Source organism: Roseateles oligotrophus (assembly GCF_014204525.1).
Lineage (GTDB): Bacteria > Pseudomonadota > Gammaproteobacteria > Burkholderiales > Burkholderiaceae_C > Paucibacter_A > Paucibacter_A oligotrophus_A.
This window is the reverse complement of record NZ_JACHLP010000001.1, coordinates 244164-268383: the sequence shown is the minus strand read 5'-3', so window position 1 is coordinate 268383 and position 24220 is coordinate 244164. Positions and strand designations below refer to the sequence as shown.

The 24220-nt window shown below is 68.1% G+C and carries 20 protein-coding genes; 9 read left to right on the top strand and 11 right to left on the bottom strand.

Translation table 11 applies throughout. The features are described from left to right. Positions 1-17: 17 nt before the first annotated feature. Positions 18-425 carry a PaaI family thioesterase gene (locus HNP55_RS01245; RefSeq protein ID WP_184295299.1) on the bottom strand — a complete coding sequence of 136 codons (408 nt, stop codon included), beginning with the start codon at positions 423-425 and terminating at the stop codon, positions 18-20. A 248-nt stretch (positions 426-673) separates the two neighbouring features. Here HNP55_RS01245 and HNP55_RS01240 point away from each other — a divergent pair, with 248 nt between their 5' ends. The 5 genes from HNP55_RS01240 (at position 674) to HNP55_RS01220 (ending at position 7662) form a co-directional block, all read left to right on the top strand. Then, positions 674-1378, top strand: a complete 705-nt coding sequence (locus HNP55_RS01240) for a CoA transferase subunit A (protein ID WP_184295296.1) — start codon at positions 674-676, stop codon at positions 1376-1378. Positions 1379-1380: 2 nt separating this feature from the next. Continuing rightward, positions 1381-2019, top strand: a complete 639-nt coding sequence (locus HNP55_RS01235; protein WP_184295294.1) for a 3-oxoacid CoA-transferase subunit B — start codon at positions 1381-1383, stop codon at positions 2017-2019. Between the two features lie 129 nt (positions 2020-2148). Continuing rightward, a complete protein-coding gene (locus tag HNP55_RS01230) occupies positions 2149-5124 on the top strand; it encodes an EAL domain-containing protein (protein WP_184295291.1) in 2976 nt (991 codons plus the stop codon). Positions 5125-5192: 68 nt separating this feature from the next. After that, positions 5193-6932 carry a gamma-glutamyltransferase family protein gene (locus HNP55_RS01225; RefSeq protein WP_184296635.1) on the top strand — a complete coding sequence of 580 codons (1740 nt, stop codon included), beginning with the start codon at positions 5193-5195 and terminating at the stop codon, positions 6930-6932. A gap of 76 nt (positions 6933-7008) precedes the next feature. After that, complete coding sequence (locus HNP55_RS01220) at positions 7009-7662, top strand: DUF2325 domain-containing protein (protein ID WP_184295288.1); 654 nt, start codon at positions 7009-7011, stop codon at positions 7660-7662. Here HNP55_RS01220 and HNP55_RS01215 read toward each other — a convergent pair. The 6 genes from HNP55_RS01215 to HNP55_RS01190 all read right to left on the bottom strand — a co-directional run bounded on the left by HNP55_RS01215 (position 7641) and on the right by HNP55_RS01190 (position 12148). Next, entirely contained in the window at positions 7641-8255 is a 615-nt protein-coding gene (locus HNP55_RS01215; RefSeq protein ID WP_184295285.1) for a superoxide dismutase, read from the bottom strand. The two genes, HNP55_RS01220 and HNP55_RS01215, sit on opposite strands and share 22 nt — an antisense overlap. Before the next feature lie 12 nt (positions 8256-8267). After that, positions 8268-8726: a hypothetical protein gene (locus HNP55_RS01210; protein WP_184295282.1), complete on the bottom strand. Its 459-nt coding sequence runs from the start codon at positions 8724-8726 to the stop codon at positions 8268-8270. Positions 8727-8735: 9 nt separating this feature from the next. Further along, a complete protein-coding gene (locus tag HNP55_RS01205) occupies positions 8736-9656 on the bottom strand; it encodes a ZIP family metal transporter (RefSeq protein ID WP_184295280.1) in 921 nt (306 codons plus the stop codon). 164 nt (positions 9657-9820) lie between these two features. Then, the gene (gene ubiM, locus HNP55_RS01200; protein WP_184295277.1) at positions 9821-11086 is read right to left on the bottom strand and encodes a 5-demethoxyubiquinol-8 5-hydroxylase UbiM; all 1266 of its coding nucleotides are present in this window, start codon (positions 11084-11086) and stop codon (positions 9821-9823) included. A gap of 79 nt (positions 11087-11165) precedes the next feature. Beyond that, positions 11166-11657: a disulfide bond formation protein B gene (locus tag HNP55_RS01195; RefSeq protein WP_184295275.1), complete on the bottom strand. Its 492-nt coding sequence runs from the start codon at positions 11655-11657 to the stop codon at positions 11166-11168. Beyond that, positions 11657-12148 (bottom strand): RidA family protein, encoded by a 492-nt coding sequence (locus tag HNP55_RS01190; RefSeq protein ID WP_184295272.1) that lies wholly within the window; start codon positions 12146-12148, stop codon positions 11657-11659. Before HNP55_RS01190 ends, HNP55_RS01195 begins: the two co-directional genes overlap by 1 nt. Positions 12149-12297: 149 nt before the next feature. Between HNP55_RS01190 and HNP55_RS01185 the strand changes: the two genes are divergently transcribed. Next, positions 12298-14793: a DNA internalization-related competence protein ComEC/Rec2 gene (locus tag HNP55_RS01185; protein ID WP_246448095.1), complete on the top strand. Its 2496-nt coding sequence runs from the start codon at positions 12298-12300 to the stop codon at positions 14791-14793. On the opposite strand, the gene mltB is transcribed toward HNP55_RS01185, so the two are convergent. Genes mltB through HNP55_RS01165 form a run of 4 tightly spaced genes read right to left on the bottom strand, consistent with a single transcriptional unit; the run spans position 14778 to position 19988 of the window. Further along, on the bottom strand, positions 14778-15926 hold the full coding sequence (mltB, locus tag HNP55_RS01180; protein ID WP_184295269.1) for a lytic murein transglycosylase B: 1149 nt from the start codon (positions 15924-15926) through the stop codon (positions 14778-14780). The two genes, HNP55_RS01185 and mltB, sit on opposite strands and share 16 nt — an antisense overlap. Continuing rightward, the gene (locus HNP55_RS01175) at positions 15923-18016 is read right to left on the bottom strand and encodes a transglutaminaseTgpA domain-containing protein (RefSeq protein ID WP_184295266.1); all 2094 of its coding nucleotides are present in this window, start codon (positions 18014-18016) and stop codon (positions 15923-15925) included. The genes mltB and HNP55_RS01175 overlap by 4 nt, the downstream gene beginning before the upstream one ends. Continuing rightward, positions 18013-19029: a DUF58 domain-containing protein gene (locus tag HNP55_RS01170; RefSeq protein ID WP_184295263.1), complete on the bottom strand. Its 1017-nt coding sequence runs from the start codon at positions 19027-19029 to the stop codon at positions 18013-18015. Before HNP55_RS01170 ends, HNP55_RS01175 begins: the two co-directional genes overlap by 4 nt. Positions 19030-19049: 20 nt before the next feature. Further along, positions 19050-19988, bottom strand: a complete 939-nt coding sequence (locus tag HNP55_RS01165; protein ID WP_184295260.1) for an AAA family ATPase — start codon at positions 19986-19988, stop codon at positions 19050-19052. Between the two features lie 63 nt (positions 19989-20051). On the opposite strand from HNP55_RS01165, the gene HNP55_RS01160 reads away from it, so the two are divergent. The 3 genes from HNP55_RS01160 (at position 20052) to HNP55_RS01150 (ending at position 24214) form a co-directional block, all read left to right on the top strand. Next, positions 20052-20987, top strand: coding sequence for a histone deacetylase family protein (locus HNP55_RS01160; protein ID WP_184295256.1), 936 nt, complete (start codon positions 20052-20054; stop codon positions 20985-20987). Positions 20988-21054: 67 nt separating this feature from the next. After that, a complete protein-coding gene (locus tag HNP55_RS01155) occupies positions 21055-22347 on the top strand; it encodes a mechanosensitive ion channel family protein (RefSeq protein ID WP_184295254.1) in 1293 nt (430 codons plus the stop codon). A 55-nt stretch (positions 22348-22402) separates the two neighbouring features. After that, positions 22403-24214, top strand: coding sequence for an AI-2E family transporter (locus tag HNP55_RS01150; RefSeq protein WP_184295251.1), 1812 nt, complete (start codon positions 22403-22405; stop codon positions 24212-24214). The last annotated feature ends 6 nt before the right edge of the window (positions 24215-24220 follow it).

Here is a 24220-nt window from a genome sequence, read left to right as displayed (position 1 = left end):
AGTCGTTCGGGCGGATGTCAGAGAAGGGCGTAGGTGGTGGTGGACTGGGCGGCCAGGCGGCCCTCGGCGTCATGGATGTCTATGCTGCCAAACGCCAGCTTCTTGCCGCGGCGCAGCACCTTGGCGCTGACGGTGCAGGACGCGCCGGCGATGGGGCGCAGAAACGAGGTCTGCAGCTGCACGGTGGTCATGGGCTTGAACTCGCCCAGGCTGCTCATCAAGGCCAGCACCATGGCCGTGTCCGCCGCCGCCATCGCCGCCTGCCCGCACATCACCTGGCCCACATGGACCAGGGCCGGGTCCACCGGCAGCCTGAGCACGACGCCGTCCGCGTCGGCGCTCAGCACTTGCAGGCGCAAGGCTTGAATCCAGGGCGCAAAGATCCTGGGGATGGCGGCTTGCAGGTCTTGGGCGTTGAGAGGCATGGCGGGTGGCTGGGAAGGAGGCGGGGCGAAGGGGCAGGAGCAGCGTATTGTGTCGCAGGGTGGCGGGGCTGCCGGTGAGCCTGCTCGCGCAGCTATCCCAGGGGCCGGCGCGGCGCAAGCCCCGTGGACTGCGGGCCTCAGCTTAGGCGAATCTACGTAAGCCATTTAGCCCCCCATCGGTAGTACTCTTGCCGCCATTGCAAGAGCGTCAAGCCTGACAGACTCCTAAACAAGCGGAGAACCCCTTTATGAACAAGATTTACCCCAGCGCGGCCGCCGCGCTACAGGGCATCGTCAGTGACGGCGCTTTGTTGGCGGTGGGCGGCTTCGGGCTTTGCGGCATCCCGGAGGCGCTGATCGCGGCCTTGCGCGATACCGGTGTCAAGAACCTGACCGTGATCTCCAACAATGCCGGCGTGGACGGCTTCGGCCTCGGCCAGTTGCTGGAGACGCGGCAGATCAAGAAGATGATCTCCAGCTATGTGGGCGAGAACAAGGAGTTCGAGCGCCAATACCTGGCCGGCGAGCTGGAGCTGGAATTCACGCCCCAGGGCACGCTGGCCGAGAAGCTGCGCGCCGGTGGCGCCGGCATCCCGGCCTTCTACACCCGCACCGGTGTGGGCACGCTGGTGGCCGAGGGCAAGGAGTTGCGCGAGTTCGACGGCCATACCTATGTGATGGAGCGGGCGCTGAACCCCGAGCTGTCCCTGGTCAAGGCCTGGAAGGCCGACAAGAGCGGCAATCTGCTGTTCCGTCGCACGGCACGCAACTTCAACCCGGCCGTGGCCATGGCCGGCAAGCTGACGGTGGTGGAGGTCGAAGAAATCGTCGAGACCGGCAGCATAGACCCGGACTCGGTCCATCTGGCAGGCATCTATGTGCACCGCATCGTGCACAACCCCCACCCAGAGAAGCGCATCGAAAAACGCACGGTCACCGTGAAGGGAGAGTAATCATGGCCTGGACACAAGACCAAATGGCGGCCCGCGCGGCGCAGGAACTGGAAGACGGCTTCTACGTCAATCTGGGCATAGGCATCCCCACCCTGGTGGCCAACTTCGTGCCGGCCGACAAAGAGGTCTGGCTGCAAAGCGAGAACGGCATGCTGGGTATTGGCCCCTTTCCGACCGAGGAGGAGGTCGATGCCGACCTGATCAATGCCGGCAAGCAGACGGTGACCACCATCGCCGGCTCCAGCATCTTCGGCAGCCACGATTCCTTCGCGATGATTCGCGGCGGCAAGATCAATCTGTCCATCCTGGGCGCCATGCAGGTCAGCGAGAAGGGCGATCTGGCCAACTGGATGATCCCCGGCAAGATGGTCAAGGGCATGGGCGGGGCCATGGATCTGGTGGCCGGCGTCAAGCGTGTGATCGTGCTGATGGAGCATGTGGCGCGCAAGAAGGACGGCACCGAAGACCTCAAGATCATCCCCAGCTGCACCTTGCCGCTGACCGGTGTGGGCGTGGTCAACCGCATCATTACCGACCTGGCCGTGATGGACGTGACGCCCGCAGGCCTCAAGCTGGTGGAGCTGGCCGAGGGCGTGACGCGCGAGCAGGTGCAGGCCAAGACGGGCGTGCCCCTGGGCTAATCCCTGAGACTTGCGGACTCAGTATTGCATTAAAAGGTCGGCGATTGCCGACCTTTTTGCTGGCTGCTCAGCAGCGCTTGCATGCTTTGATGCTGGCAGTGTTGGCGCTTGTTCGTGAACGGAGTCTCGATGAGTTTGGTGTCCAGGACCCGAGTCCAGATCTCTCGCACCCTGGGGGTGTTGCTGGCCGTGTTCGCCTTGGCCTGTTTGATGGGCTATTTCGTGGTGCGCGACGCCATCAACAAGACGCTCGAACACGAGGCCCTGGTAGTGGCCGAGATCGTCGCCAGCCAGGCCAGCACGGCGCGTTCGGTCTACAGCACCGAGGTGGTGGGCAAGCTGGCCAAGGACGGTTTTGGCGCCAGCGCGGAATCGGCCCAGCAGCCCGGCCATGTGCCGATACCGGCCCAGTTCCTCAAGCTGGTGGGTGAGGCCTCCTCGCGCCAGGCCGATTGGCTCTACCAGTACCAGCCCGTCAGCAAATGGAATCTGGCCGAGAACCAGGGCCTGCACGACGATTTCCTGCGCTGGGCCTGGCCGCAGCTGGAGGCGCAGGACCAGGCCGCGCCGGCCACGCCCATCCAGTGGAAGGCGGTGTCGCGTTTTGAAACACAGAACGGGCGGCGGGTGCTGCGCTATCTGTCGGCCGACCCGGCTTCGCAGCTGAGTTGTGCCGCCTGCCATAACAGTTATGAGAAGCGCCCTGAAATCATCGGCAGGCGCTTGGCTGCCGGCGTGGCCGCGCAGCGGCAGTTCGCTCAGCATCAGCTGTTGGGGGCCTTGTCGGTCACCATCCCGCTGGACAAGGCGGAAGCGCTGGCGGGCAATGAAATTGACACGGCGATGCTGTTTTTCTTCGCCATCTTCGCCGCCAGCTTTGCCGCCCTGGTCTGGTTCAAGCTCAAGCTCGGCCTGCAGCAGCGCGAGTTGCTGCAGACCGAGCATCAGCTGGCCCAGGCCGAGCTGGAATCCCGCAGCGCCGTGCTGGAACTCGAGGCCAAGCAGGGGGTGGAGCAGGCTTTTGCCGAGCTGTCCACCTTTATCCAGGCGATCGATCTGCATGCCATCGTCTCCGTCGCCGACCGCCGGGGCCGCATCACCCATGTGAACCAGAAGTTTGTCGAGATCAGCGGTTACAGCCGGGAGGAGTTGCTGGGCCAGGACCATCGCATCGTCAACTCGGGCCAGCACCCGCAGGGCTTTTTTGAGCAGATGTGGGCCACCATCTCTAAGGGCGAGGTCTGGCGCGATGTGATCTGCAATCGCAGCAAATCGGGGGATTTGTACTGGGTGGACTCGGCCATCGTGCCGCAGCGCGGTGCCGAGGGGCAGATCGTGCGCTTTGTGTCCATCCGCATCGACATCAGCGAGCAGCGGCGCCATGAGGATGCTTTGCACTACCAGGCCACCCACGACGGTCTGACCGATCTGCCCAACCGGCTGCTGCTGCTGGACCGCATCAATCACGCCATCGCCCGCGCCAAGCGCAGCGAGAGCCTGATCGTGCTCTTCTTCATCGATCTGAATAAATTCAAATACATCAACGACAGCCTGGGCCACAGCGCCGGCGATCAGGTGTTGCGCGAGATGGCGCAGCGCCTGAGCCGGCTGGCCCGCGAGGGCGATACCGTGGCCCGCCTGGGTGGCGACGAGTTCGTCGTGGCTTGCGAAGGCATTGCGCGGGCCGATATCGAATTGGTTGGCGCGCGCATCTGCCAGGCCCTGGCCGCGCCGGTGGCCGTGCAGGGCGAGTCCCACACCCTGGGCGGCAGCGTGGGCGTGGCCATCTTCCCGGACGATGGGGAGGACACCGAAACCCTGCTCAAGCGTGCCGACATCGCCATGTACGAGGCCAAGTCCCGCGGCGGCTCGGTGCTGGCGCATTTCTCGCCCGAGATGCAGGCCGCCATCGACCGCCGCCTGCAGATGGAGATGCGCTTGCGTGAAGGCATTCCCAAGGGCGAGCTGTTCCTGGAGTACCAGCCCCAGGTGGACTTCAAGAGCGGCACCCTGGTCAGCCTGGAGGCCCTGGTGCGCTGGCAGTCGCCGGAGTACGGCCGCCTGGGGCCGAGCCAGTTCCTGCCCATGGCCGAGGAGGCCCATCTGATCGATCTGGTGGACTCTTTTGTGCTGGACGAAGCCTGCCGGCAGATGGCGGCCTGGGCCGCCGCCGGCCATGGCTGGATACGGGTGGCGGTGAATCTGGCGGCGACCAAGTTCTCCGACCCCGAGTTCCTGCTGGAGCTGCGCCAGACCCTGCAAAAGCATGGCGTGCCCGAGGGGGTGCTGGAGCTGGAGGTGACCGAGAGCCTGGCTCTGCGCGACCCCAAGGCCAGCCTGGCGCTGATGCAGCAGCTGCGCGGTCTGGGCATCTTGCTGGCCATCGACGACTTCGGCACCGGCTACTCCAATCTGGGTTATCTGGGCAGCTTCCCGGCCGAAAGGCTCAAGATCGACCAGGGCTTTGTGCGCGGCCTCAGCAAGAACCCGCAGGACCGCGCCATCGTCGCCGCCGTCATCCAACTGGCCCACAACCTGCACATGCGCGCCATTGCCGAGGGGGTGGAGACGGAGGAGGAGGCCATCATCCTGTTCTCCCTCAATGTGGACGAGGTGCAGGGCTATCTGGTCGGCCGGCCGCAAGCGCCCGAGCAGGTGGAGAGCTTGTTCAAGCAGCCCACCTTGCTGGACCCCAGCCTCTTCATGCATGCGGACGAGGTGCCGGTGGTCTTGCTGGTGGAGGACCACGAGGTCTCGCTGGAGATCATGGAAAACCTGCTGGCCAGCTACGGCGTCAAGGTCGTGTGCGCGCGCAGTGCCGAGCAGGCCCGCCAGCTCTTCCATCAACACCGCTTCGCCATGGCCATCGTCGACCAGGGCCTGCCGGGCGAGAACGGCATCCAGCTGCTGGCCTCGCTCAAGCAGCTGATGCCCGACACGGTGCGGGTGCTGGTCACGGCCAGCATGGATCCGCTGGTGATGCGGGATGCCATCAACCTAGGGGGCGCCGCGTATTTCCTGGCCAAACCCATCGATGCCGAGGCTTTGCGCGCTATCGTGATGAAAAGTTGTTGGAACCATTTGCAGCAAAGGCCCACGCCCTGAAACCGTTCGCCCGCCCCACCCAAGCTTTGCTGTTCACGGCCCTGCTGGCACTTGCCGCCTGCGGGCACATGGGCCAGCCCGGCCCCGCCGCCCAAGCCCTCCAGAATCCCGAAGCCGCCGTCGCCTGGCAGGCCAAGCCGGGCTGGCGCAACAGCCATGCGGCCGTGGCCGCCGCCCATCCTCTGGCCGCCGCCGCCGGGCAGGAAATGTTGGATGCCGGCGGCTCGGCCATGGATGCCGGCATCGCCGTGCAACTGGTGCTGGGCCTGGTGGAGCCGCAGTCCAGCGGCATCGGCGGCGGGGCTTTCCTGATGTACTGGGACGGCCACAGCGTCAGCGCCCTCGATGGCCGCGAGACCGCACCGGCCGCCGCCGACGAAGCGCTCTTCCTCAAGCCCGATGGCCAGCCCATGGCGTATAGCCAAGCGGTGGTGGGAGGGCGCTCGGTGGGCACGCCGGGCCTGCTGCGCATGCTGGAGCAAGCCCATGCGCGCTTCGGCAAGCTGCCCTGGGCGCGGCTGTTCGAGCCCGCCATCCGCCTGAGCGAGCAGGGCTATGCGTTGACGGCCCGCAGCGTGGGCCTCTTGAAGCAGGACCGCTTTCTGATCAAGGACGCCCAGGCCGCCGCTTATTTCTACGACGCCCAGGGCCAGCTCTGGCCGGCCGGTCATCTCTTGCGCAACCCGGCCCTGGCGGCCGTGCTGCGCCAGGTGGCCGCGGGCGGGGCCGATGCCTTTTTGACGGGCCCGGTGGCGCGCGACATCGTGCGCCGGGTGCGCGAGCATCCGGGCAATCCGGGCCGGCTCAGCGAGGCCGATCTGGCCGGCTACGCCCCCAAGTTCCGCCAGGCCTTGTGCAGCGATTGGCGGGCCGCCTGGCGGGTCTGCGGCTTTCCGCCGCCGTCCTCCGGCCATCTGACTCTGATGCAGATCCTGACCATGCTGGCGCCGCAGCAGCCGAGCCAGGTGCTGGCGCAGGGGCTGCCGGGTGACGCTTGGCTGCATCGTTATGCCGAGGCCGCCAACCTGGCATTTGCCGATCGCGCCCTGTACATCGCCGACCCCGACTTTGTCCCCGCGCCGGCCGGCGACTGGCGCAGCCTCCTGGCGCCCGACTATCTGCGCACCCGTGCCGCCCTGATCACCGAGCAGGCCGCCGGTACGGCCCAGCCGGGCCGGCCCGGCGGCCGCAGCCTGGCCTGGGCCTCGCAGGCCGAGCAGCCCGAGCACGGCACCAGCCATATCAGCATCGTGGACGGCGAGGGCCGCGCCCTGGCCATGACCAGCTCCATCGAGGCTGGCTTTGGTGCCCGCATCATGAGCGACGGCGGCAGCGGCCTGGCCGGTGGCTTCCTGCTCAATAACCAGCTGACCGACTTCGCCCTGGCCCCGCGCGATGCCCAGGGCCGGCCGGTGGCCAATCGGGTCGAGCCGGGCAAGCGCCCGCGCTCCAGCATGAGCCCGACCCTGGTGTTCGACCGCCGCGACGGGCGCTTGCTGATGAGCTTGGGCGCGCCGGGCGGGCCGGCCATCATCCACTACGTGGCCAAGACCTTGATCGCCACCCAGGACTGGGGCATGGATGTGCAGCAGGCCGTGGCCCTGCCGAATTTCGGCGGATTCAACAGCGGGTCCTTGCTGCTGGAGAGCGGCTTGTTCCCGGCCAGCACGATCGCCGGTCTGCGGGCCCGCGGCCAGCGGGTGGTCGAGACCGATCTGCCCAGCGGCATCCAGGCCATAGAGCGGCGCGATGGCGGCTGGTTTGGCGCCGCCGATCCGCGCCGCGACGGGGTGGTGAGAGGCAATTGACGGAGACGGAGTAGGCCTTTTATAAATAGGAATTATTCGCATCTATGATGCAAGGCAAACCCGCCGATGGCCTCATATGCGCAATACCTCTCCGACCTCTTTGTTCTCCGATTTAAGCCAGGACCATGGCGTCTTGCTGGCCGAGTATGGCCGGGTGCAAAAGCGCTGCAGCGAGCTGATCCAGCGCCAGGCCGCTGAGATTGCGCGTTTGCAGGCCGAGCAGATGCGCTTGCGGGCCCGCCTTATCGCGCGGGAGTCGGCGCTGGCCTTTGCCCAGCAGGACAGCGCCGAGCTGGCCGCCGCCATGCCGGGCTTGGGGCCACGGCGCCAGCTGGCGCAGCGGGTGGAGGGCTTGCTGCAGCGCGTGCAGGACTTGCTGCGCGAGCGTGCCCGCGCCCAGTTCCGCACGCCGGCCAAGGCCGTGCTGTGCATAGGGCGGGAGGAGTCGCGTGAGCTGGCCGCGCAAAGCGTGGTGGAGTGGGTGGGCGGCAGCTTCGCGCGCTTCAAGCGCTTCGATGCCCAGGCCACTCGGGCTGACGAGCCGGGCCTGGACGCCTATCTGCAGCAGGCCGATCTGGTCATCTGCCAGACCGGCTGCCTCAGCCACGGCGACTACTGGCGGGTGCAGGACCATTGCCGGCGCACCGGCAAGCCCTGCATCCTGCTGGACCGCTCGGATGCGCCGCTGGCGGCGCAAACGATCCGGTTTTACGAGCAGGCCGCCAGGTAAAGCGCTTCCACCTCGGCCCAGTCGATGACGCGGTAGAAGGCGGCGATGTAGTCGGGCCGCTTGTTCTGGTAGCGCAGATAGTAGGCATGCTCCCAGACGTCCAGGCCCAGGATGGGCGTCAGGCCCTGCATCAGCGGGCTGTCCTGATTGGCCGTGCTGCAGACCTGCAAGGTCTTGCCGTCCGCCCCCACGCACAGCCAGGCCCAGCCGCTGCCGAAGCGGCTCAGTGCCGCCTGGGTGAAGGCGGCCTTGAAGTTCTCCAGGCTGCCCAGGTCGCGGGTGATGGCTTGGGCCATGTGCTCGCTCGGGGCACCGTCGAACTTGGGCGTCATGATGCGCCAGAACAGGCTGTGGTTGTGGTGGCCGCCACCCTGGTTGCGCAGCGCGGTCTGCAGAGCGGCCGGCTGCTCCTGGATGCCGCGCAGCAGCTGCTCCAGCGGCAGGTCCTCCAGGCCGCTGCCGGCCAGAGCGGCGTTCAGATTGTTGATATAGCTCTGATGGTGGCGCTGGTGGTGGATTTCCATCGTTGCGCTGTCGATATGCGGCTCCAGGGCGTCGTAGGCATAGGGCAGGGCGGGCAGGCTGTGGCTCATGGGTGCTGTGTTTCAGTGGAGGATTCGTGCTTGGCCCGCTTCGGGCTCGGTCGCGGCTTGGCTGACATAGCTTTGTTCCAGCCAATGGCGGACCTGCGGACAGTCGCCATGCAGGTCTTGAAAGCGCAGCAAGGCGGCATGGCTTTCACGCAGATGGGACTGGGCGGCGTTGCGCAGGCAGCAGCTCAGCTCGGTATTGGCGCGGGCATGCAGCAAGCTCATATGCAGGGTGCAGAGCGAGACACTGGCCTGCGCCAGGCAGCCGCTGCGGGCCTGGGCCTCCGACAGATTGAGATAACTCACCACCACGGCGGCTACTGCGTCTGCGGGTGTGCTCCAGGCCTGGAAATGCTGCAAGGCCACCGTGCGCGCGTCTTCATAGGTCTGCATGGCCTGGCGGTGCAGGCCGCGTTCGAACAGTTCGTTGCCGCTGAGGGTCAACTGCTTCCAACTGGTTTCGGGGCAATGCATGGTTTTCTCTCAGGCAAGGGCGGTGTCAAGCACCATCATCAGGACGAAGCCCAGCAGCAGGCCGCCGGTGGCATGGCGCTCATGGCCCTGGCGGTGCGATTCGGGAATGATTTCGTGGCTGATCACGAACAGCATGGCGCCGCCGGCCATGGCCAGGCCCCAGGGCAGCAGGGCGCTGCCCTGGCCCAGGGCAGCGGCACCCAGCACCGCGGCGACGGGCTCCACCAGGCCGGAGGCCGCGCCCACCAGGGCGGCGTAGCGGCGCCGCATGCCCACGGACACCAGGGCCAGGGCGACCACCAGGCCCTCGGGCAAGTCCTGGATGGCAATGCCGGTGGCCAGGGCGGCGGCGCGGCTGGCGTCGGTGCCGGCGGCGGCCACGCCGATGGCCAGGCCCTCGGGGATGTTGTGCAAGGCAATCGCAAACACAAACAACCACAGGCGGCGCAGGCGAGCCGGTCCCAGGGTGCCGGCACCGCCGTAGAAATGCTCGTGGGGCAGCACGCGTTCCAGCCCCATCATGGCGCCGGCACCCAGCAGCAGGCCGGCGCCCACCTGCAGGGCGCCCAGCCAGCGGCCGGTCTCCTGGGCCGCTTGCAGGGCCGGAATCAGCAGGGAGAAGCAGCAGGCCGCCAGCATCACGCCGGCGCCAAAGCCCAGCAAGCCGTCCAGGGTTTGCTGGCTGGGCGCGCGGGCCAGCAATATGGGCAGCACGCCCAGGGCCGTGGCCAGGGCGGCCACGGCGCCCGCTTGCAAGGCCTGGCCGGTATGTGGAAAGGTGCGCAGCTGCGCCCAGGCCAGGGCCAGGCCGGCCAGGGCTCCCGCGGCCACGATGGCCAGGCCTAGCAGTTGGCGCGGCCTCAGCCTCAGACCCAAAGTGGTGGGCGGCGCTGTTTCGGCTGCCGCGGGCAGCACGGCGGTACTGGGCATGAGGGCCTCCAATCCAAGGCATGAAAGATGGCTTGGCTTGGGTGGGCCCCTGGCTGCAGGCGCGGGCGAATGCCGGCTGGATTGATATTAAATGATAATTATTCTCAATTGCAAATCAGGCCGGACATAACCCTGCAGACACCGGGTGTTTGGCTGATCCGGGTTCAGCGCCCCAAATCCGCGCGCAGGGCTTGCAACTGGCGCAAAAAGCCCGGCCGGCGGCCGGTCAGCTGGGCCGTGATGGCGGCCTTCAGCGGCGGCAGGTGCTGGGCCGCCTGGATGACGCCGCGGCGCAGCAGGCGGGCGGCGGGTCTGTCATCGGTGAACAGGCGCACGACGGCATTGGTGCCCTGGTAAATCGTCCAGGTGCGGCGGCGGTGCTCGGCGGCATAGTGCTGCAGGACGGCGGCGTCGCCCAGGTCTTGCCCTTTTTTCTTGGCCTGGTCCAGGATGCGGGCCAGCAGCTCGACGCTGTACAGGCCGAAGTTATAGCCATGGGCCGTGACCGGGTGCATGCCTACGGCGGCATCGCCCACAAGGGCCAGGCGCTGGGTGGCAAAGCGGTGGGCGTAGGTGGCCACCAGGGGGTAGAGGTGGCGTGGGCCGGCCAGGCTCAAGTCGCCCAGGCGGCCGTTCACCTGGATGCGCACCCAGGCGAGGAAGCGGGCCTCGTCCCAGGCCATCATCTCGCTGGCCTGATCGGCCGCGATCGTCAGCACCAGGGAGCTGCGATCCCCATTCAGCGGCAGCAGGGCCAGGGTGTGGCCGTAGTGGAAGCATTCCAGCGCAATGCCCTGGTTGGGCTGGCTGTGCTGCAGGCGGCAGAGCAGGACGCTGCGGCCGAAGTCGCGCATCTGCGCGCCGATGCCGGCGGCGCGGCGGGTGGCGGAGAAGCGGCTGTCGGCGGCGACGGCCAAGGGCGCGCTGAGGGTTTCGCCGCTGTCCAGCGTCACGCTGGCCTGGGTTTCGCCCAGGCTCAGGCCCGCGACGCGCTGGCCGGCGCGGATCTCGATCAGCTCGCCACGCCGCAAGGCGCCCTGGTAGGCCACCTGGCGCAGCCAGTGGTTGGCCACCAACTGGCCCAGCAGATCGCCGCCCGAGCCCTGGGCGTCAAAACCCAGAAAGCTTTGCGCGCCGGGTTCGCCCTGGCCGTTGAAGACATGGGCCTGGCGCAGCGGTGCTTTTTCTTCGGCGGGGATCTCATCCCACTGGCCCAGGGCCTTGAGGATGGCAATGCCCTGGTGGGTGAGGGCGATCTCGCGCCCGTCCTCGGCCGGCGCGGCCAGGCTGGCCAGCGGCGCGGCCTCCAGCACGCAGGAGCGGATGCCGGCGTCGGCCAGGGCGCAGGCCATGCTGAGGCCGGCCGGCCCGGCGCCGACGATCAGGACATCGGGGGAGGAGGTCAAACTTGGGCTTTGGCTCTTGTGCATGGCGGGCGTGCTGGGTGGCTCAAGCGCTCCAGCTTAGTCACAAGGCAGGGGCGCTGCCTTGACCTCGATCAGCGTTTGCTCAGCGTTTGCGCAGGGCCAGCAGGCTCAGGCCGGCAAAGCCCAGAAAGAGCAGGCCGCTCCACAACTCATAGGGCAGGCCCAGCAGGCGGTAGGCCGAGGCCTGGCTGCAGGAGGCCGTCACCATGAAGACGCTGGGCAGGCGGGTTTCCAGATCCAGGGCGCTGAGGATGCGGTCGGCCAGGGTCATATCGCAGGAGGCCAGCTTGCTGGCGACCTCGTGCTGGTAGTAGGCCGCCGCCACGCCGGCCAGGCTCAGCAAGGCCACCAGGCCCAGCGCTGCCTGGCGCAGGCCGCGCTGGCGCTTGAGCAGCCAGCCCAGGCCGGCGGCCAGGGCGATCAGCATGAAGACGCCGCGCTGCAGCACGCACCAGGGGCAGGGGCGGATGCCAAAGCCGTGCTGGGCGATCAGGGCGGCGGCCAGGGCGGCCAGGCTGGCCAGGCAGATCAGGCCCAGGGCCCGGGCCGGCAGTTTGGAGCGGGCCAAAAACATCAGGCTTGGCCTTCGTCGGCCAGCTCGACAATCATGTCGATTTCCACGCAAGCGCCCATGGGGTTCTGGGCCACGCCGAAGGCGCTGCGGGCGTGCGCGCCCACGCTGGGGCCGAAGACCTCGGCCAGCAGCTCGGAGCAGCCATTGGTGACCAGATGCTGCTCGGTGAAATCGCCCGTGCTATTGACCAGGCTCATCAGCTTGACGATGCGCTTGACCTTGTTCAGGTCACCCACGGCGGCGTGCAGGGTGCCCATCAGATCGATGGCGATGGCGCGGGCGGCGGCTTTGCCGGTGGCGGTATCGGTGTCACGGCCCAGCTGGCCCACCCAGGGCTTGCCGTCCTTCTTGGCGATATGGCCGGAGATGAAGAGCAGATTGCCGGTGCGCACAAAAGGCACATAGGCGGCGACCGGCACGGCCAGCGGGGGCAATTCGAGCCCCAAGGTCTTGAGGGTGTCGTAAACGGAAACGGGGGCGCTGGAGCTCATGGCGGTACTCGGCAAAAAGACAGGTGAACATTGCGGCTGCGCTGCCGGGTGGCAATCGCTAGCATCGGCTGGCGGGCATCCTACACCGGCCGGCCGCCTTGCCTGCGGCTCCGGCGTCTTTGGCCTGCCTCCTTTTTGCCGAGCTTGCCTTGCCTCAAACCTCTGTCTCCAGCCTGAGCAGGCCGCCCGGCCCGCTGTTGTGGAGCCTGCCTGCCTTGGCCTGGCTGGCGGGCCTGGCCTTGCTGCAGCAATTGCCGGCATTGCCCGGCCCGGGGGCGATTGCCGGCTTTGCATTGCTGGGCCTGGCTGGCTTGGCTGTGAGCCTGTTTTTTTGGCGGCGGCCATGGCCTCGGGCCGCCATGCTTTGCCTCGCCCTGAGCCTGGGCTTGCTGGCATTTGCGCAAATGGCCTGGCGCGCCGAGCTGCGTTTGCGCCAGGCCGTGCCGGCCGCCTGGGAGGGCCGCGATGTCTTGCTGCAAGGCCGGGTGGACTCCCTGCCCACGGCCGTGCAAGGCATGGCCGGCGCGCCGGGCTGGCGCTTCGAATTCGAGCTGGCCTCGGCGCGCGATGCGGCCCAGCCCCAGGGGCAAGACCTGAGCCCCGTGCTGCCCCATCGCCTGCTGCTGAGCTGGTATGCCGAGCCCGGCGAGCCCGCAGCTGCTCTGCGGGCGGGTGAGCGCTGGCAAGTCGTGGCGCGCTTGAAGCAGCCGCATGGCTTGATGAACCCGCATGCCTTCGACTACGAGCTGTGGCTGTTCGAGCAAGACCTGCGCGGCAGCGGTGTGGTGCGCAGCCAGCGGCCCGCCCTGCTGCGGTGCCTGCAGCCCGCCCCCTGGTACAGCCTGGACGGCGCCCGCCAAAGCCTGCGCGAAGCCCTGCAGCGCCGCGTGGCCGATCCCGCCCAGGCCGGCATCCTGGCGGCCCTGAGCCTGGGCGATCAAGCCGCCATCGCAAGATCGGACTGGGCCTTGTTCCGCGACACCGGGGTGGCGCATTTGCTCAGCGTCAGCGGCCTGCACGTCACCATGTTCGCCTGGGCCGCCCAGGGCTTGATGGGCTGGCTGTGGCGGCGCAGCGCCCGCCTGTGCCAGGCCTGGCCGGCACCGGCCGCGGCGCGCTGGGGCGGGGTCTTGGCGGCCCTGGCCTATGCCTTGTTCTCGGGCTGGGGCGTGCCGGCCCAGCGCACGGTCTGGATGCTGGCCAGCCTGGCCGCGCTGCGGGCCCTGGGCCTGCGCTGGCCCTGGGGGTTGTGCCTGCTGGCGGCGGCCGTGCTGGTGACGGCGATTGATCCTTTCGCCATCAGCCAGGCGGGCTTCTGGCTGTCTTTTGTGGCCGTGGGGCTGTTGATGGCGAGCGCGGGCGAAGACAAGGCGGCCAAGGGCTGGCGCCAGCATCTCTTGGGTGGTCTGGGCAGCCAGTGGGTCGCCACCCTGGGCCTGGCGCCCCTGAGCCTGCTGTTCTTTCAGCAGCTCTCCCTGGTCGGCCTGCTGGCCAATCTGCTGGCGATTCCCCTGGTCAGCTTTGTCATCGCGCCGCTGGCGCTGGCGGGCGCCTTGTTGCCGCCGCTCTGGATGCTGGCCGAGGCCATGGTGGCCTTGCTGATGGCCTATCTGCGCATGCTGGCCGCCTGGCCCTGGGCGGTTTGGACGCTGCCTGTGGCGCCGCTGTGGGCGCAGGCCTTGGGCCTGCTGGCGGGCGTGCTGCTGATCCTGCCTGTGCCCTGGCGCTTGCGCCTGCTGGGCCTGCCCCTGGCCTTGCCCCTGCTGTGGCCGGCGCCGCCGCAGCCCGCGGCGGGCGAGTTCGAGATCCTGGCCGCCGACATCGGCCAGGGTAACGCCGTGTTCTTGCGTACCGCCTCGCACAGCCTGCTCTACGACAGCGGCCCGCAGTATGCGCCGGGCATAGACGCCGGCCAGCGCGTGCTGCTGCCCTTGCTGCGCACCCTGGGCGTGAGCCAGCTGGACATGCTGATGCTGAGCCACCGCGATAGCGACCATGTGGGCGGCGCCGCCGCCATCCTGGCCGGCATGCCGGTCGGCAGGCTGCTCAGCTCGCTGGAAACCGGCCATCCCTTGCACGCGCAAGCAACTGCCACCCGCCGCTGCGAGCAGGGGCAGCGCTGGGTCTGGGACGGCGTCGGTTTCGAGGTCTTGCATCCGCGTGCCGAGCACTACGAGCAGGGGCTCAAAAGCAATGCCATGTCCTGCGTGCTGCGCCTGCGCAGCCAATCGGGCCGCACGGCCTTGCTGGTCGGCGATCTGGAGGCGGCGCAAGAGCTGGAGTTGCTGCGTGAGCTGGGGCCGGCGGCCCTGCAAAGCGAGTGGCTGCTGCTGCCGCACCACGGCAGCAAGACCTCATCCACACCCGAGTTTCTGGCGGCGGTGGCGCCGCGCTGGGCCTTGGCGCAGGCCGGCTACCGCAATCGCTTCGGCCACCCGGCACCCGTGGTGTTGGCGCGTTATCAGGCGCAGGGCGTGGAGGTGCTGGACTCGCCCGGTTGCGGGGCTTGGCATTGGCGCAGCGAGGCGGGCGAGGGCTTGTGTTGGCGGCAGCGGGAAAGGCGCTACTGGCATGCCTATCCGGCCTCCACATCGGAGCCCATGGGCCCCGGGTTCGAAGGCGAGGGGATTCAGCGGCCGGATTGATCCTTGCGCAGATTGGCCAGGGTGCGCCCCAGATCAATCACCGCAAACGCGTAATAGCTGGACCAGTTGTAGCGCGTCAGCGCATAAAAATTCTCGGTGCCCAGCCAGTAGGTGGGCGCGGCCTCGCCGTTCTGCAACTCGACCACGGCCAGCAGGCCTGTGTGCTCCAGCGCCGCCTCCGAGGGCTGGGCGCCCAGGGCTTGCAGCTGGGCCAGGGTGAAGCTGGGCTTGATGTCGGGGGCCAGCAGGCTGGCACGGGCCGAGGTTTCGACCGGCATGGCCAGGCTGTAGTGGGTGGGTTGGCCGGGTTTCCAGCCATGCTGGGCCAGGTAGTTGGCGACGCTGCCGATGGCGTCGGCCTGGTTATTGATCAGATCGACATGGCCATCGCCGTCGAAGTCGATGGCGTAGCGGTTCCAGCTGCCGGGCATGAATTGCGGCCAGCCCAGGGCGCCGGCGAAGCTGCCCTTGATTTTCAGCGGGTCCAGGCCCTCGCGGCGACAGAGCTTGAAGAACTCGGCCAGCTCGCTGCGGAAGAAGGGGCTGCGGTCGCTGCGGCCGCTGGGGAAGTCGAAGGCCAGGGTGGCCAGGGCATCGATGACGCGGAAGCCGCCGGTGATCTGGCCGTAAAAAGTCTCCACCCCGATCAGCCCGGCGATCAGCTCGGCCGGCACGCCGAATTGGGCCTCGGCCTTGGCCAGGCTGGCGGCGTTTTTCTCCCAGAAGGCCAGGCCGGCCTGCAGGCGGCGCGGCTCCACGAAACGGGCGCGGTAGGCGGCCCAGTCCTTGGCCGTGCCCGCGGCTGCGGGCATGATCAGGCGCTGCACCAGGGGCAGGCTCAGGGCCTGAGCCAGCTGGCTCTCCACGCGCTTTTGGCTGGCCTCGTCCCAGCCCTGCTCCTTGGCCAGTTCGGCGGCAAAGCGCAGGATCTCGGGCCGCTCGCCCAGGGGCTTGCCGGGCTTGTTGGCGGCCCTGGTATTTTTCTTGTGCTGGCTGGCCGGGGCGGCCTTGACCGGCTTGTGGGCTTCACCGGCATGGCTGTGCAGGCTGAAGGCCCCCAGGGCAAGCGTCAGGCTGAGCAAGCGGGTCTGGAACAGAAGGCGGCAGGGCGGCGGCAGGAGGGCAAGAGTCATGGGCGGCTGGCAGGCTTGGGGCGGGCGATGGATTGAAGGGCTTGGTCGAATTCTCGCCGCCAACGCAGGCGCGCCCGCCAGGGCGGCGGCCGTGTGCTGGCTTGCGGGCCGTAGCGCTGGCTCTCCAGCTGCAGCAGCAAATGCACGGCGGTGTCGGTTCTCACGGCGCCAAAACGGCTTTGCAGCTGGCGCGCCCATTCGCGCGGCCCTTGGTGGGCCTGGGCCTGCAGGCCCAGGCGGCGCAGCCGCCGCATCACCTGCTCGCGCTGGCGCAGCCAGGGGTCGCGGGTCCAGAGCGCGCCGGAGCGCCACAGCGTCCACAGGCCCGCGCCCAAGGCGATGGCGGCGATCAGCAAGGCGCTCAGGCGGCCCAGGGCCAGCCAGTCGGGGGCGGCCACGCCCAGGCTTTTGAGCAGGTCGAACTGGTTCTGGCGCGAGTAGTTCAGCACCGCTTGCTGCCAGCGGTTGTTGAGGGCCTCCCAGCCGCCGCGCAGGCTCAGCCATAGCGTGGGGCTGAGCTGGCCCAGGGCGCCGGCAATCGCCCCGGCCTGGGGCTGCAGGGCCAGGCCTTGCTGGATGCGCTCGGGCGCCACTGCGGCCGTGGGGTCGACGCGCTGCCAGCCCTGGCCTTGCAGCCAGACCTCGGCCCAGGCATGGGCATTGCTGTTGCGCACGATCCAGAAACCGTCTTGCGGCTCGGCGTCCATGCCCTGGAAGCCCGTCACCACCCGGGCCGGAATGCCCAGGGCCCGCATCACGACGACAAAAGCGCCGGAGAAGTGTTCGCAAAAGCCCAGGCGCCGGTCCAGCCAGAACTCGTCGATCAGATGGGGTGAGATCTCGCCGTAGCGGCCGGGGGCGAGGGTGTAGACAAAGTCCGCGCTGCGGATGTGCTGCAGCACGGCCTGCACCAGGGCGGGGCCGAGGGCGGCCGGCTCCAGCGCCTGGAAGCGGGGTTCGCGGCGCAGGGCCGCGGCCCAGGCCAGGCTGCGCGGGTTGAAGCCGGGCGGCAGCTCCAGATAGTTCTGCAGGCTCAGCTGGGCCTGGGTCGGGCCGTGGCGGTAGTCCAGAAAGGCCTGGGCGTTCAGGCGCAGGCGCTCGGTGATGGGGCGGGGCGCGCTCCACTGCAGCTCGGGCTCGCGGCGCAGCGTCATCTCGTCCAGCAGCAGCTCGGCGCCGGCCTGCTGGGGGCTCATCTCCAGCAGGGGCAGGGTCTTGAGGCGCAGCGGCTCCAGGGTCAGCTCATAGCTGAGGGCCGGGCCACGCACTTGCAGGGCTTCACTTCTGCCCGGCCAGCCGCTGGTGCTCGGTGTGGCCGGCCGCCAGACGCGGCCATCAAACTGGGCCAGCACCGGGCCGCGGAAGTAGCGCGTCTGTGGCGGCGGAGGCGGGCCCTGGAAGCGCAGGCGCATGGCGATGCTGTCGTCATTGGCGATCTCGGCCATGGCGCCCATGGCCATGGTGTTGGACAGGCCGGTGCGGCCCACCGAGTCCGCCGGTATGCCCCAGAGCGGCGCGATGCGGGGAAACAGCAGAAACAGCAGCACCATCACCGGCAGGCCGAACAAGGTGCTGCGCGCCGCCAGGCCGGCGGCCAGCCTGAGGCTGGGCTGGCCCACCGGCATCTGGGCCAGCACCAGGGCGCTGAGCAAGGCCCAGACGCTGAGCAGAGTCCACAGGGCGCTCAGCAGGCTTTGCGAGTACAGAAAGTGCGTCAGCACAAGAAAAAAGCCGAGGAAGAACACCACAAAAGCATCGCGGCGGGCGCGCAGCTCGAGGGTCTTCAGCGCCATCAGCATCACCAGCATGGTGACGCCGGGCTCGCGGCCTATCAGGCTGCGGTGGCTGAGCCAGGTCAGCGCCACCGACACCGCCAGCACGGCCAGCAGCGGCCAGCGCCCCGGCAAGGCCTGGCCTCGCCAGGCCAAAAGGCCGCGCCACAGCAGTACCAGGGCGGTGATGGCGCTGGCCCACAGCGGCAGGTGGCCGGCATGGGGAATCAGGGTGGCGGCGATGCCGCCAAGCAGGAACAAGGTGTCGCGGCATTCGCGCGATTGCTGGGCCAGGGCCAGGCCAAGGCGCGTGCTCATGCGCGGCCGCCTTGCTGGCTGGCCAGCAGTTCCAGGCATTGGCGCTTGTGCTGAGGCCCCAGGTCCTGGGGCAGGACCTGGGCCTGCAGGCGCAGGCCGTAGGGCGCTTGCAGCTTCTCGGCCGCCAGCACCCAGGCCGTCAGGCGCGACAGGCCTGCCTCGGCGTCCAGCGGGGCGGCGTCGCGCCAGTCCAGCCACAGCGCGTGCTGGGCCGGTGCCCGGGTTTCGCGTACCCACAGGGGCGTGCCTTGCTCCATGCTCAGGGCGGCTTTTTTCCACAAAACCTGGCGCAGGGAGTCACCGCGCTGGTAGGGGCGCACGCCCTCGAAGTCCTGGCCCTGACCGGGCGGGCCGACTGGGGTGGCTGAGTTCTGCGGCTGCGCCTCCTCGCCCGCATAGCTGAGGGTAAAGGGCGGAGCGGGCGTCTCCGGCTGGGGGTAGACCCAGACCTGGGCGGCCGGCCGCCAGACGCTCCAGACGCGGAACAGGCCCAGCGGGAAGCGGCTGATGATTTGCAGCGTGGGCAGATGCTTGTGGCCGCGCGTGCCCGCCGGCAGGCGCAGATGCAGGATGGCGTGGCCCAGAGCGGGCACATCGGTCCAGGCGATTTCCTCGCTGGCCGACTCGAAGCCCGGCGCGCCGCGCTGGACCCGCAGGCCGATACCGTAACGGGCGGTGCCGGGGTTGTGCAGGCGCAGCTCCAGCTGCAGGTCCTGGCCCGCGAAGGCGGGCTCGGGCGTTTTCAGGTCCAGGCTCAGGCCGCGCAGATTGGCATGGGTCTGCTGCATGGAGGCCAGACCGGCACCGGTGAGCAAAAAAGTCAGCAGATAGCCCAGGCTCAGCTGGTCGTTGATGGAGGCGATCAAGAGCAGGACCAGGGTCAGGCAGAAGGCCAGGCCGGCGCGGCTGGGCAGGATATAGATATTGCGCTGCAGCAGCTCGGTGCTGTCGCTGAGCGGATGACGGGCGGCCAACCAGGCCTGCCAGCGGCGCGGAGGTGAGAAACCTAACATTAAAACTGAGCGTGCAGGTGTCAGGGAAGGGGAATGGCTTCGAGCATGGCTCGCACCTGCTCGCGCGGCCCACGGGCGCTGCCGGGCTTGGGCCGCAGGCGGTGGGCGATGGTCTGGGGAAGGATGGCTTGCACATCGTCGGGCGCCACAAAGTCGCGCCCGTCCAGCAGGGCGCGGGCGCGCGCGGCGCGCAGCACACCGAGGCCGGCACGCGGGCTCAGGCCTTCGGCAAACCACTGACCCGAGCGGGTCGCGGCGATCAGGGCCTGCAGATAGTCCAGCAGGGCCGGCGCGGCATGGATGGCGCGCACATCGGCCTGGGCCTGCAGCACATCGGCCGGGCTCATCACCGCTGGCAGGGCCCGCAAGGCCTCGCGGCTGTCCTGGCCCAGCAGCAGCTCGCGCTCGGCGGCCTGGTCGGGGTAGCCCAGCGAGATGCACATCAGAAAGCGGTCCAGCTGCGACTCCGGCAGCGGGTAGGTGCCCAGCTGCTCGCTGGGGTTTTGCGTGGCGATGACGAAGAAGGGCTGGGGCAGGGCATGGCTTGTGCCATCCACGCTGACCTGGTTTTCTTCCATGGCCTCCAGCAAGGCGCTTTGCGATTTGGGGCCGGCGCGGTTGATCTCGTCGGCCAGCAAGACCTGGGCGAATACCGGACCGGGGTGGAAGACAAAGGCCGCCTTTTCCCGCTCGTAAATGCTGACGCCCAGCAGGTCGGAGGGCATCAGGTCGGCGGTGAACTGCAGGCGCGAAAATTTCAAGCCCATGGAGATGGCCAGGGCATGGGCCAGGGTGGTCTTGCCGACCCCGGGCAGATCCTCGATCAGCAGATGGCCGCCGGCAATCAGGCAGGCCACGCAGTCCCGGATCTGCTGCGGTTTGCCTTTGATGATCGTGCTAATCTGCTGTTGCAGGGCGGTCAAGAGTTGGGTGCTTTGTTGGCGTGTGGCGGCGGTCATGCGCGCACCATAGCAAAAACTTTGACGCTCAATTCAATCAAGAGAGACTTGTCTTCGCTGCCCATGTCCACTGCCTATCTGAGCCACCCCGACTGTCACCGGCACGATATGGGCCCCGGCCATCCCGAATGCCCGCAGCGCCTGGATGCGATCGAGGACTGGCTGATCGCCAGCGGCATCGGCGAAACCCTGGTGCGGCTGGCGGCACCGCGGGTCGATCTGGCCGATGTGGAGCGGGCCCACACCCATGGTTATGTGGCCGAGCTGGCCGAGGTCTTGCAGGCCTGTGCCAGCTCCGGCAACAGCCATTCCATGGACCCCGACACCGTGGCCAACCCGCATACCTGGGCCGCCGCCCTGCGCGCCGCCGGTGCGGCGGTGGAGGCCACCCGCCTGGTGCTGGACGGCCGCCATGAGAACGCGTTCTGCGCCGTGCGCCCGCCCGGCCACCATGCCACGCGCGACCAGACCATGGGATTTTGTTTTTTCAACAATGTGGCGGTGGCGGCCCGTTACGCCCTGGATGTGCGGGGCCTGAAACGGGTGGCCGTGGTGGACTTCGATGTACACCACGGCAATGGCACCGAGGACATCATCGCGGGCGATGAGCGCGTGCTGATGGTCAGCATCTTCCAGCATCCGCTCTACCCCTATAACGGCGCCGTGCCCAAGGGCGAGAACATGATCAATGTGCCGGTGCCGGCCTACACCAAGGGTCTGGAGGTGCGCGAGCTGGTGGAGGCCATGTGGATGCCGGCGCTGGAGCGCTTCCGGCCCGAGATGCTCTTCATCTCGGCCGGCTTCGACGCCCACCGCGATGACGATCTGGGCCAGCTGGGCCTGCTCGAGGCCGACTACGAATGGTTGACGCTGCGCATCATGGAGGTGGCCAAACGCCATGCCAAGGGCCGCATCGTCTCCTGCCTGGAGGGTGGCTACCACCTGGGCGCCCTTGCCCGCAGCGTGGGTGTGCATCTGCGGGCCTTGTCCGGGGCCTGAACCTGGTGTTTTTTGTTTTGGCGACAATGGCGGCCTCTTCACTCCCCGCCCGGACCAGCCCGCCTGCATGAATAACGACTTCTCTTTCGACTTCACCGAACTGCGTGTTCTGTTCGAGGCCTTGCTGACCCCGACGGCCCTGATGGGCCTGGCCGTGCTGCTGGCCTGCCTGGCCCTGTCCTGGCTGGTGGTCAGCCTGCTGCACCGCCGGGTGCAGCACCGCGCCACCTCGGTGCTGTTCGGCACCCATGTGGTGGACGGCGTGCTCTTCCCCGTGCTGGCCCTGGGCCTGGCCTATATCGCCAAAAAATTCTTGCCAGTGCTGGGCGTGTCCTCGGCCGTGTTCAAGCTGGCGATTCCGGTGCTGCTGTCCCTGGTCTTGATCCGCCTGACGGTGCGGGTGCTGATTGCCGCCCTGCCCAATTCCAAATGGATCAAGCTGGTGGAGAGCAAGGTGTCCTGGCTGGCCTGGGGCGGCTCCATTCTCTGGGTGACGGGCATCCTGCCCCTGATCCTGGACGAGTTCGATGCCATCACCTGGAAGATGGGCGGCAAGGAGGTCTCGCTGGGCGCGCTGATCCAGGGGGCTTTCAATGCCGTGATCGTGCTGGTCCTGGCCTTGTGGATCTCCTCGGCCATCGAGTCCCGGCTGCTGCGCGGCGGCACCATGGACCTGTCGCTGCGCAAGATCGCGGCCAATGCCACGCGCTCGCTGTTCCTGTTTGCCGGCCTGTTGATCGCCCTGTCGGCCGCCGGCATCGACCTGACGGCCCTCAGCGTGCTGGGCGGCGCCCTGGGCGTGGGCATCGGTTTCGGCCTGCAGAAGCTGGCGTCCAACTACGTCTCGGGCTTTGTGATCCTGGCCGAACGCTCGCTGCGCATCGGCGATATGGTCAAGGTGGACAATTTCGAGGGCCGCATCAGCGATATCAACACCCGCTACACGGTGATACGCGCGCTCAGCGGCCGCGAGGCCATCCTGCCCAATGAGATGCTGATCACCCAGCGGGTCGAAAACATGTCGCTGGCCGATCCGCAAGTGCTGCTCAACACGGTGGTGCAGGTGGAGTACGGCACCGATCTGGAGCGCCTGATGCCCATGCTGGTGGCGGTGGTCGAGTCCGTGCCGCGCATTCTGAAGACCCCGGGCCCCTCGGTGCAGCTGAGCAATTTCGCGGCCGATGGCCTGGAGCTGACGATTTACTTCTGGATTGCCGACCCCGAGAACGGCCAGGGCGGCCCGCGCTCGGACGTCAATCTGGCGATTCTGCGGGTGTTGAACGAGCAGGGCATAGGCATCCCCTTCCCGCAGCGCGTGCTGCACCAGGCTGCTGTGGCAGGCGGCGCCAGCGGCGGCTGAGGGCTGTTTGGCGGGTGCGATACTCGCCCGAAATATTTTCGCCGAGCCCGCCGCAATGCCCTCCACGGATGCCGCCTCCCCGCTGATCCCCAAGATTCTGGCCGGCACGGCCGTGCTGGGTTTTCTCTATCTGGCGGGCGGGGTGCTGGCGCCCATCACCCTGGCCATCATGCTGAGCTTTGTGATCGCGCCCATCGTGCGCCGCTTCCGCGGCCTGGGCCTGGGGCAGGGCGCCGCCGCCCTGCTGGCGCTGGGCATGGCCGGGCTGGTGACGGCGGGTATTGCCCTGGTCATCGTGCTGCAACTGCGGGCGATGTCGGAGGAGCTGCCGGCCTATGAGGCCCAGGTGCGGCAGAAGATCGCTACCCTGCGCGAGCTCACCGTTGATCGCTTGCAGGAGGCGCAGGGCCGGGCCAGCCGGATGATGACGGACCAACTGGTGGCCGAGCCCGATCAGCCCCAGGCCCTGAGCCCGGACAAGCCCCGCCCCGAGGGCAAGTCCGACCCGTTGGCCCAGTTCCTGGCCCTGGTCTGGGGGCCGCTGGGCGGCGTGGGCGTGGTCGTGCTGGTGTTGGTGTTCGCCCTGCTGGAGCAGGACGCCTTGCGCGACCGCCTGGTCCGGCTGCTGGGGGGGAGCGACGTCAGGGCCGCCACCAGCGCGCTCAACGATGCCGGGCAGCGCCTGTCGCGCTACTTCGTCTCTCAGTTCAGCGTCAATCTGGGCGTGGCGCTGGCGATCTGGGCCCTGCTGGCCCTGCTGCAGCTGCCGCATGCCCTGATCTGGGCCACCCTGGCCGGGCTGCTGCGCTTCGTGCCCTATGTGGGCTTTCCCGCAGCGGCCCTGCTGGCCTGCGCCATGGCCGCCGCCATGGTGCCGGGCTGGGACATGGCCCTGTCCACCGCCCTGGTCTTTCTGGCCGTGGAGCTGGTGGTGACCTATGGGATCGAGCCGCGGCTCTATGGCCATGCCACCGGCATGTCGCCCTTCTCGGTGGTGGTGTCGGCCATTTTCTGGAGCGCGCTGTGGGGCCCCATCGGCTTGCTGCTGTCCACTCCGCTGACGCTGTGCCTGGTGGTGGCGGGGCGGCATGTGCCGTCGCTGTATTTCCTGGACCTGCTGCTGGGCGACGCGCCCGCGCTGGACCTGTCCCAGCGCTTTTACCAGCGCATCCTCAGCGGCGACGCGGTGGAGATACTGGCCAACGCCCGCAGCTTTCTGAAGCGCAAATCCCTGGCCAGCTATTGCGACAAGATCGTCATGCCGGCTTTTTTGATGGCCAGGCAGGACTTCGAGAAGCAGCTGATCCAGCCGGCCCAGGTGCAGGCCGCCCAGCGCGCCATCCTGCAGGTGTTTGGCCAACTCTCGGGGCACGCGCGGCCCGCGCGCTCATGCAAAACGGTGCTGGACGACGGCGGCGAACTGGGCCTGCGCCTGCGCCAGGAGCGGCTGAAGACCGAGGGGCGTTGGCAGGGGCCGCTGGACGTGGCGCCGGGCTCGCTCTTGCTGTGCGTCAGCATGGCCGGCAGCGACGCCTATCTGACGGCCGAGTTGCTGGTGAGGGTGCTGAGGAGCGAGCGCTTGGATGCCCGCCACGTCACCGTCCAGGAGTTGGCCGACCCGCCTCCGGATGCGCGCGCCGAACTCATCGGCACCGTCTTTGTCGTCAGCACCTCGGCCGCGCCGGTGTCGGCCCAGGACAGAGAGCTGCTGAACAGGCATTTGCTGATGCTGCAGCAGGCCCAATTGGTTCTGCTGATGCCCGTGGCGACCCAGGCCACGGCGGACCCCATAGCCGCCGAGCGAAGCTATCACACGGCCTATTCCTTTGAGGAGGCCGTCGCCCTGGTGCAGGCGCGGCAGTCCTAGCCCTAG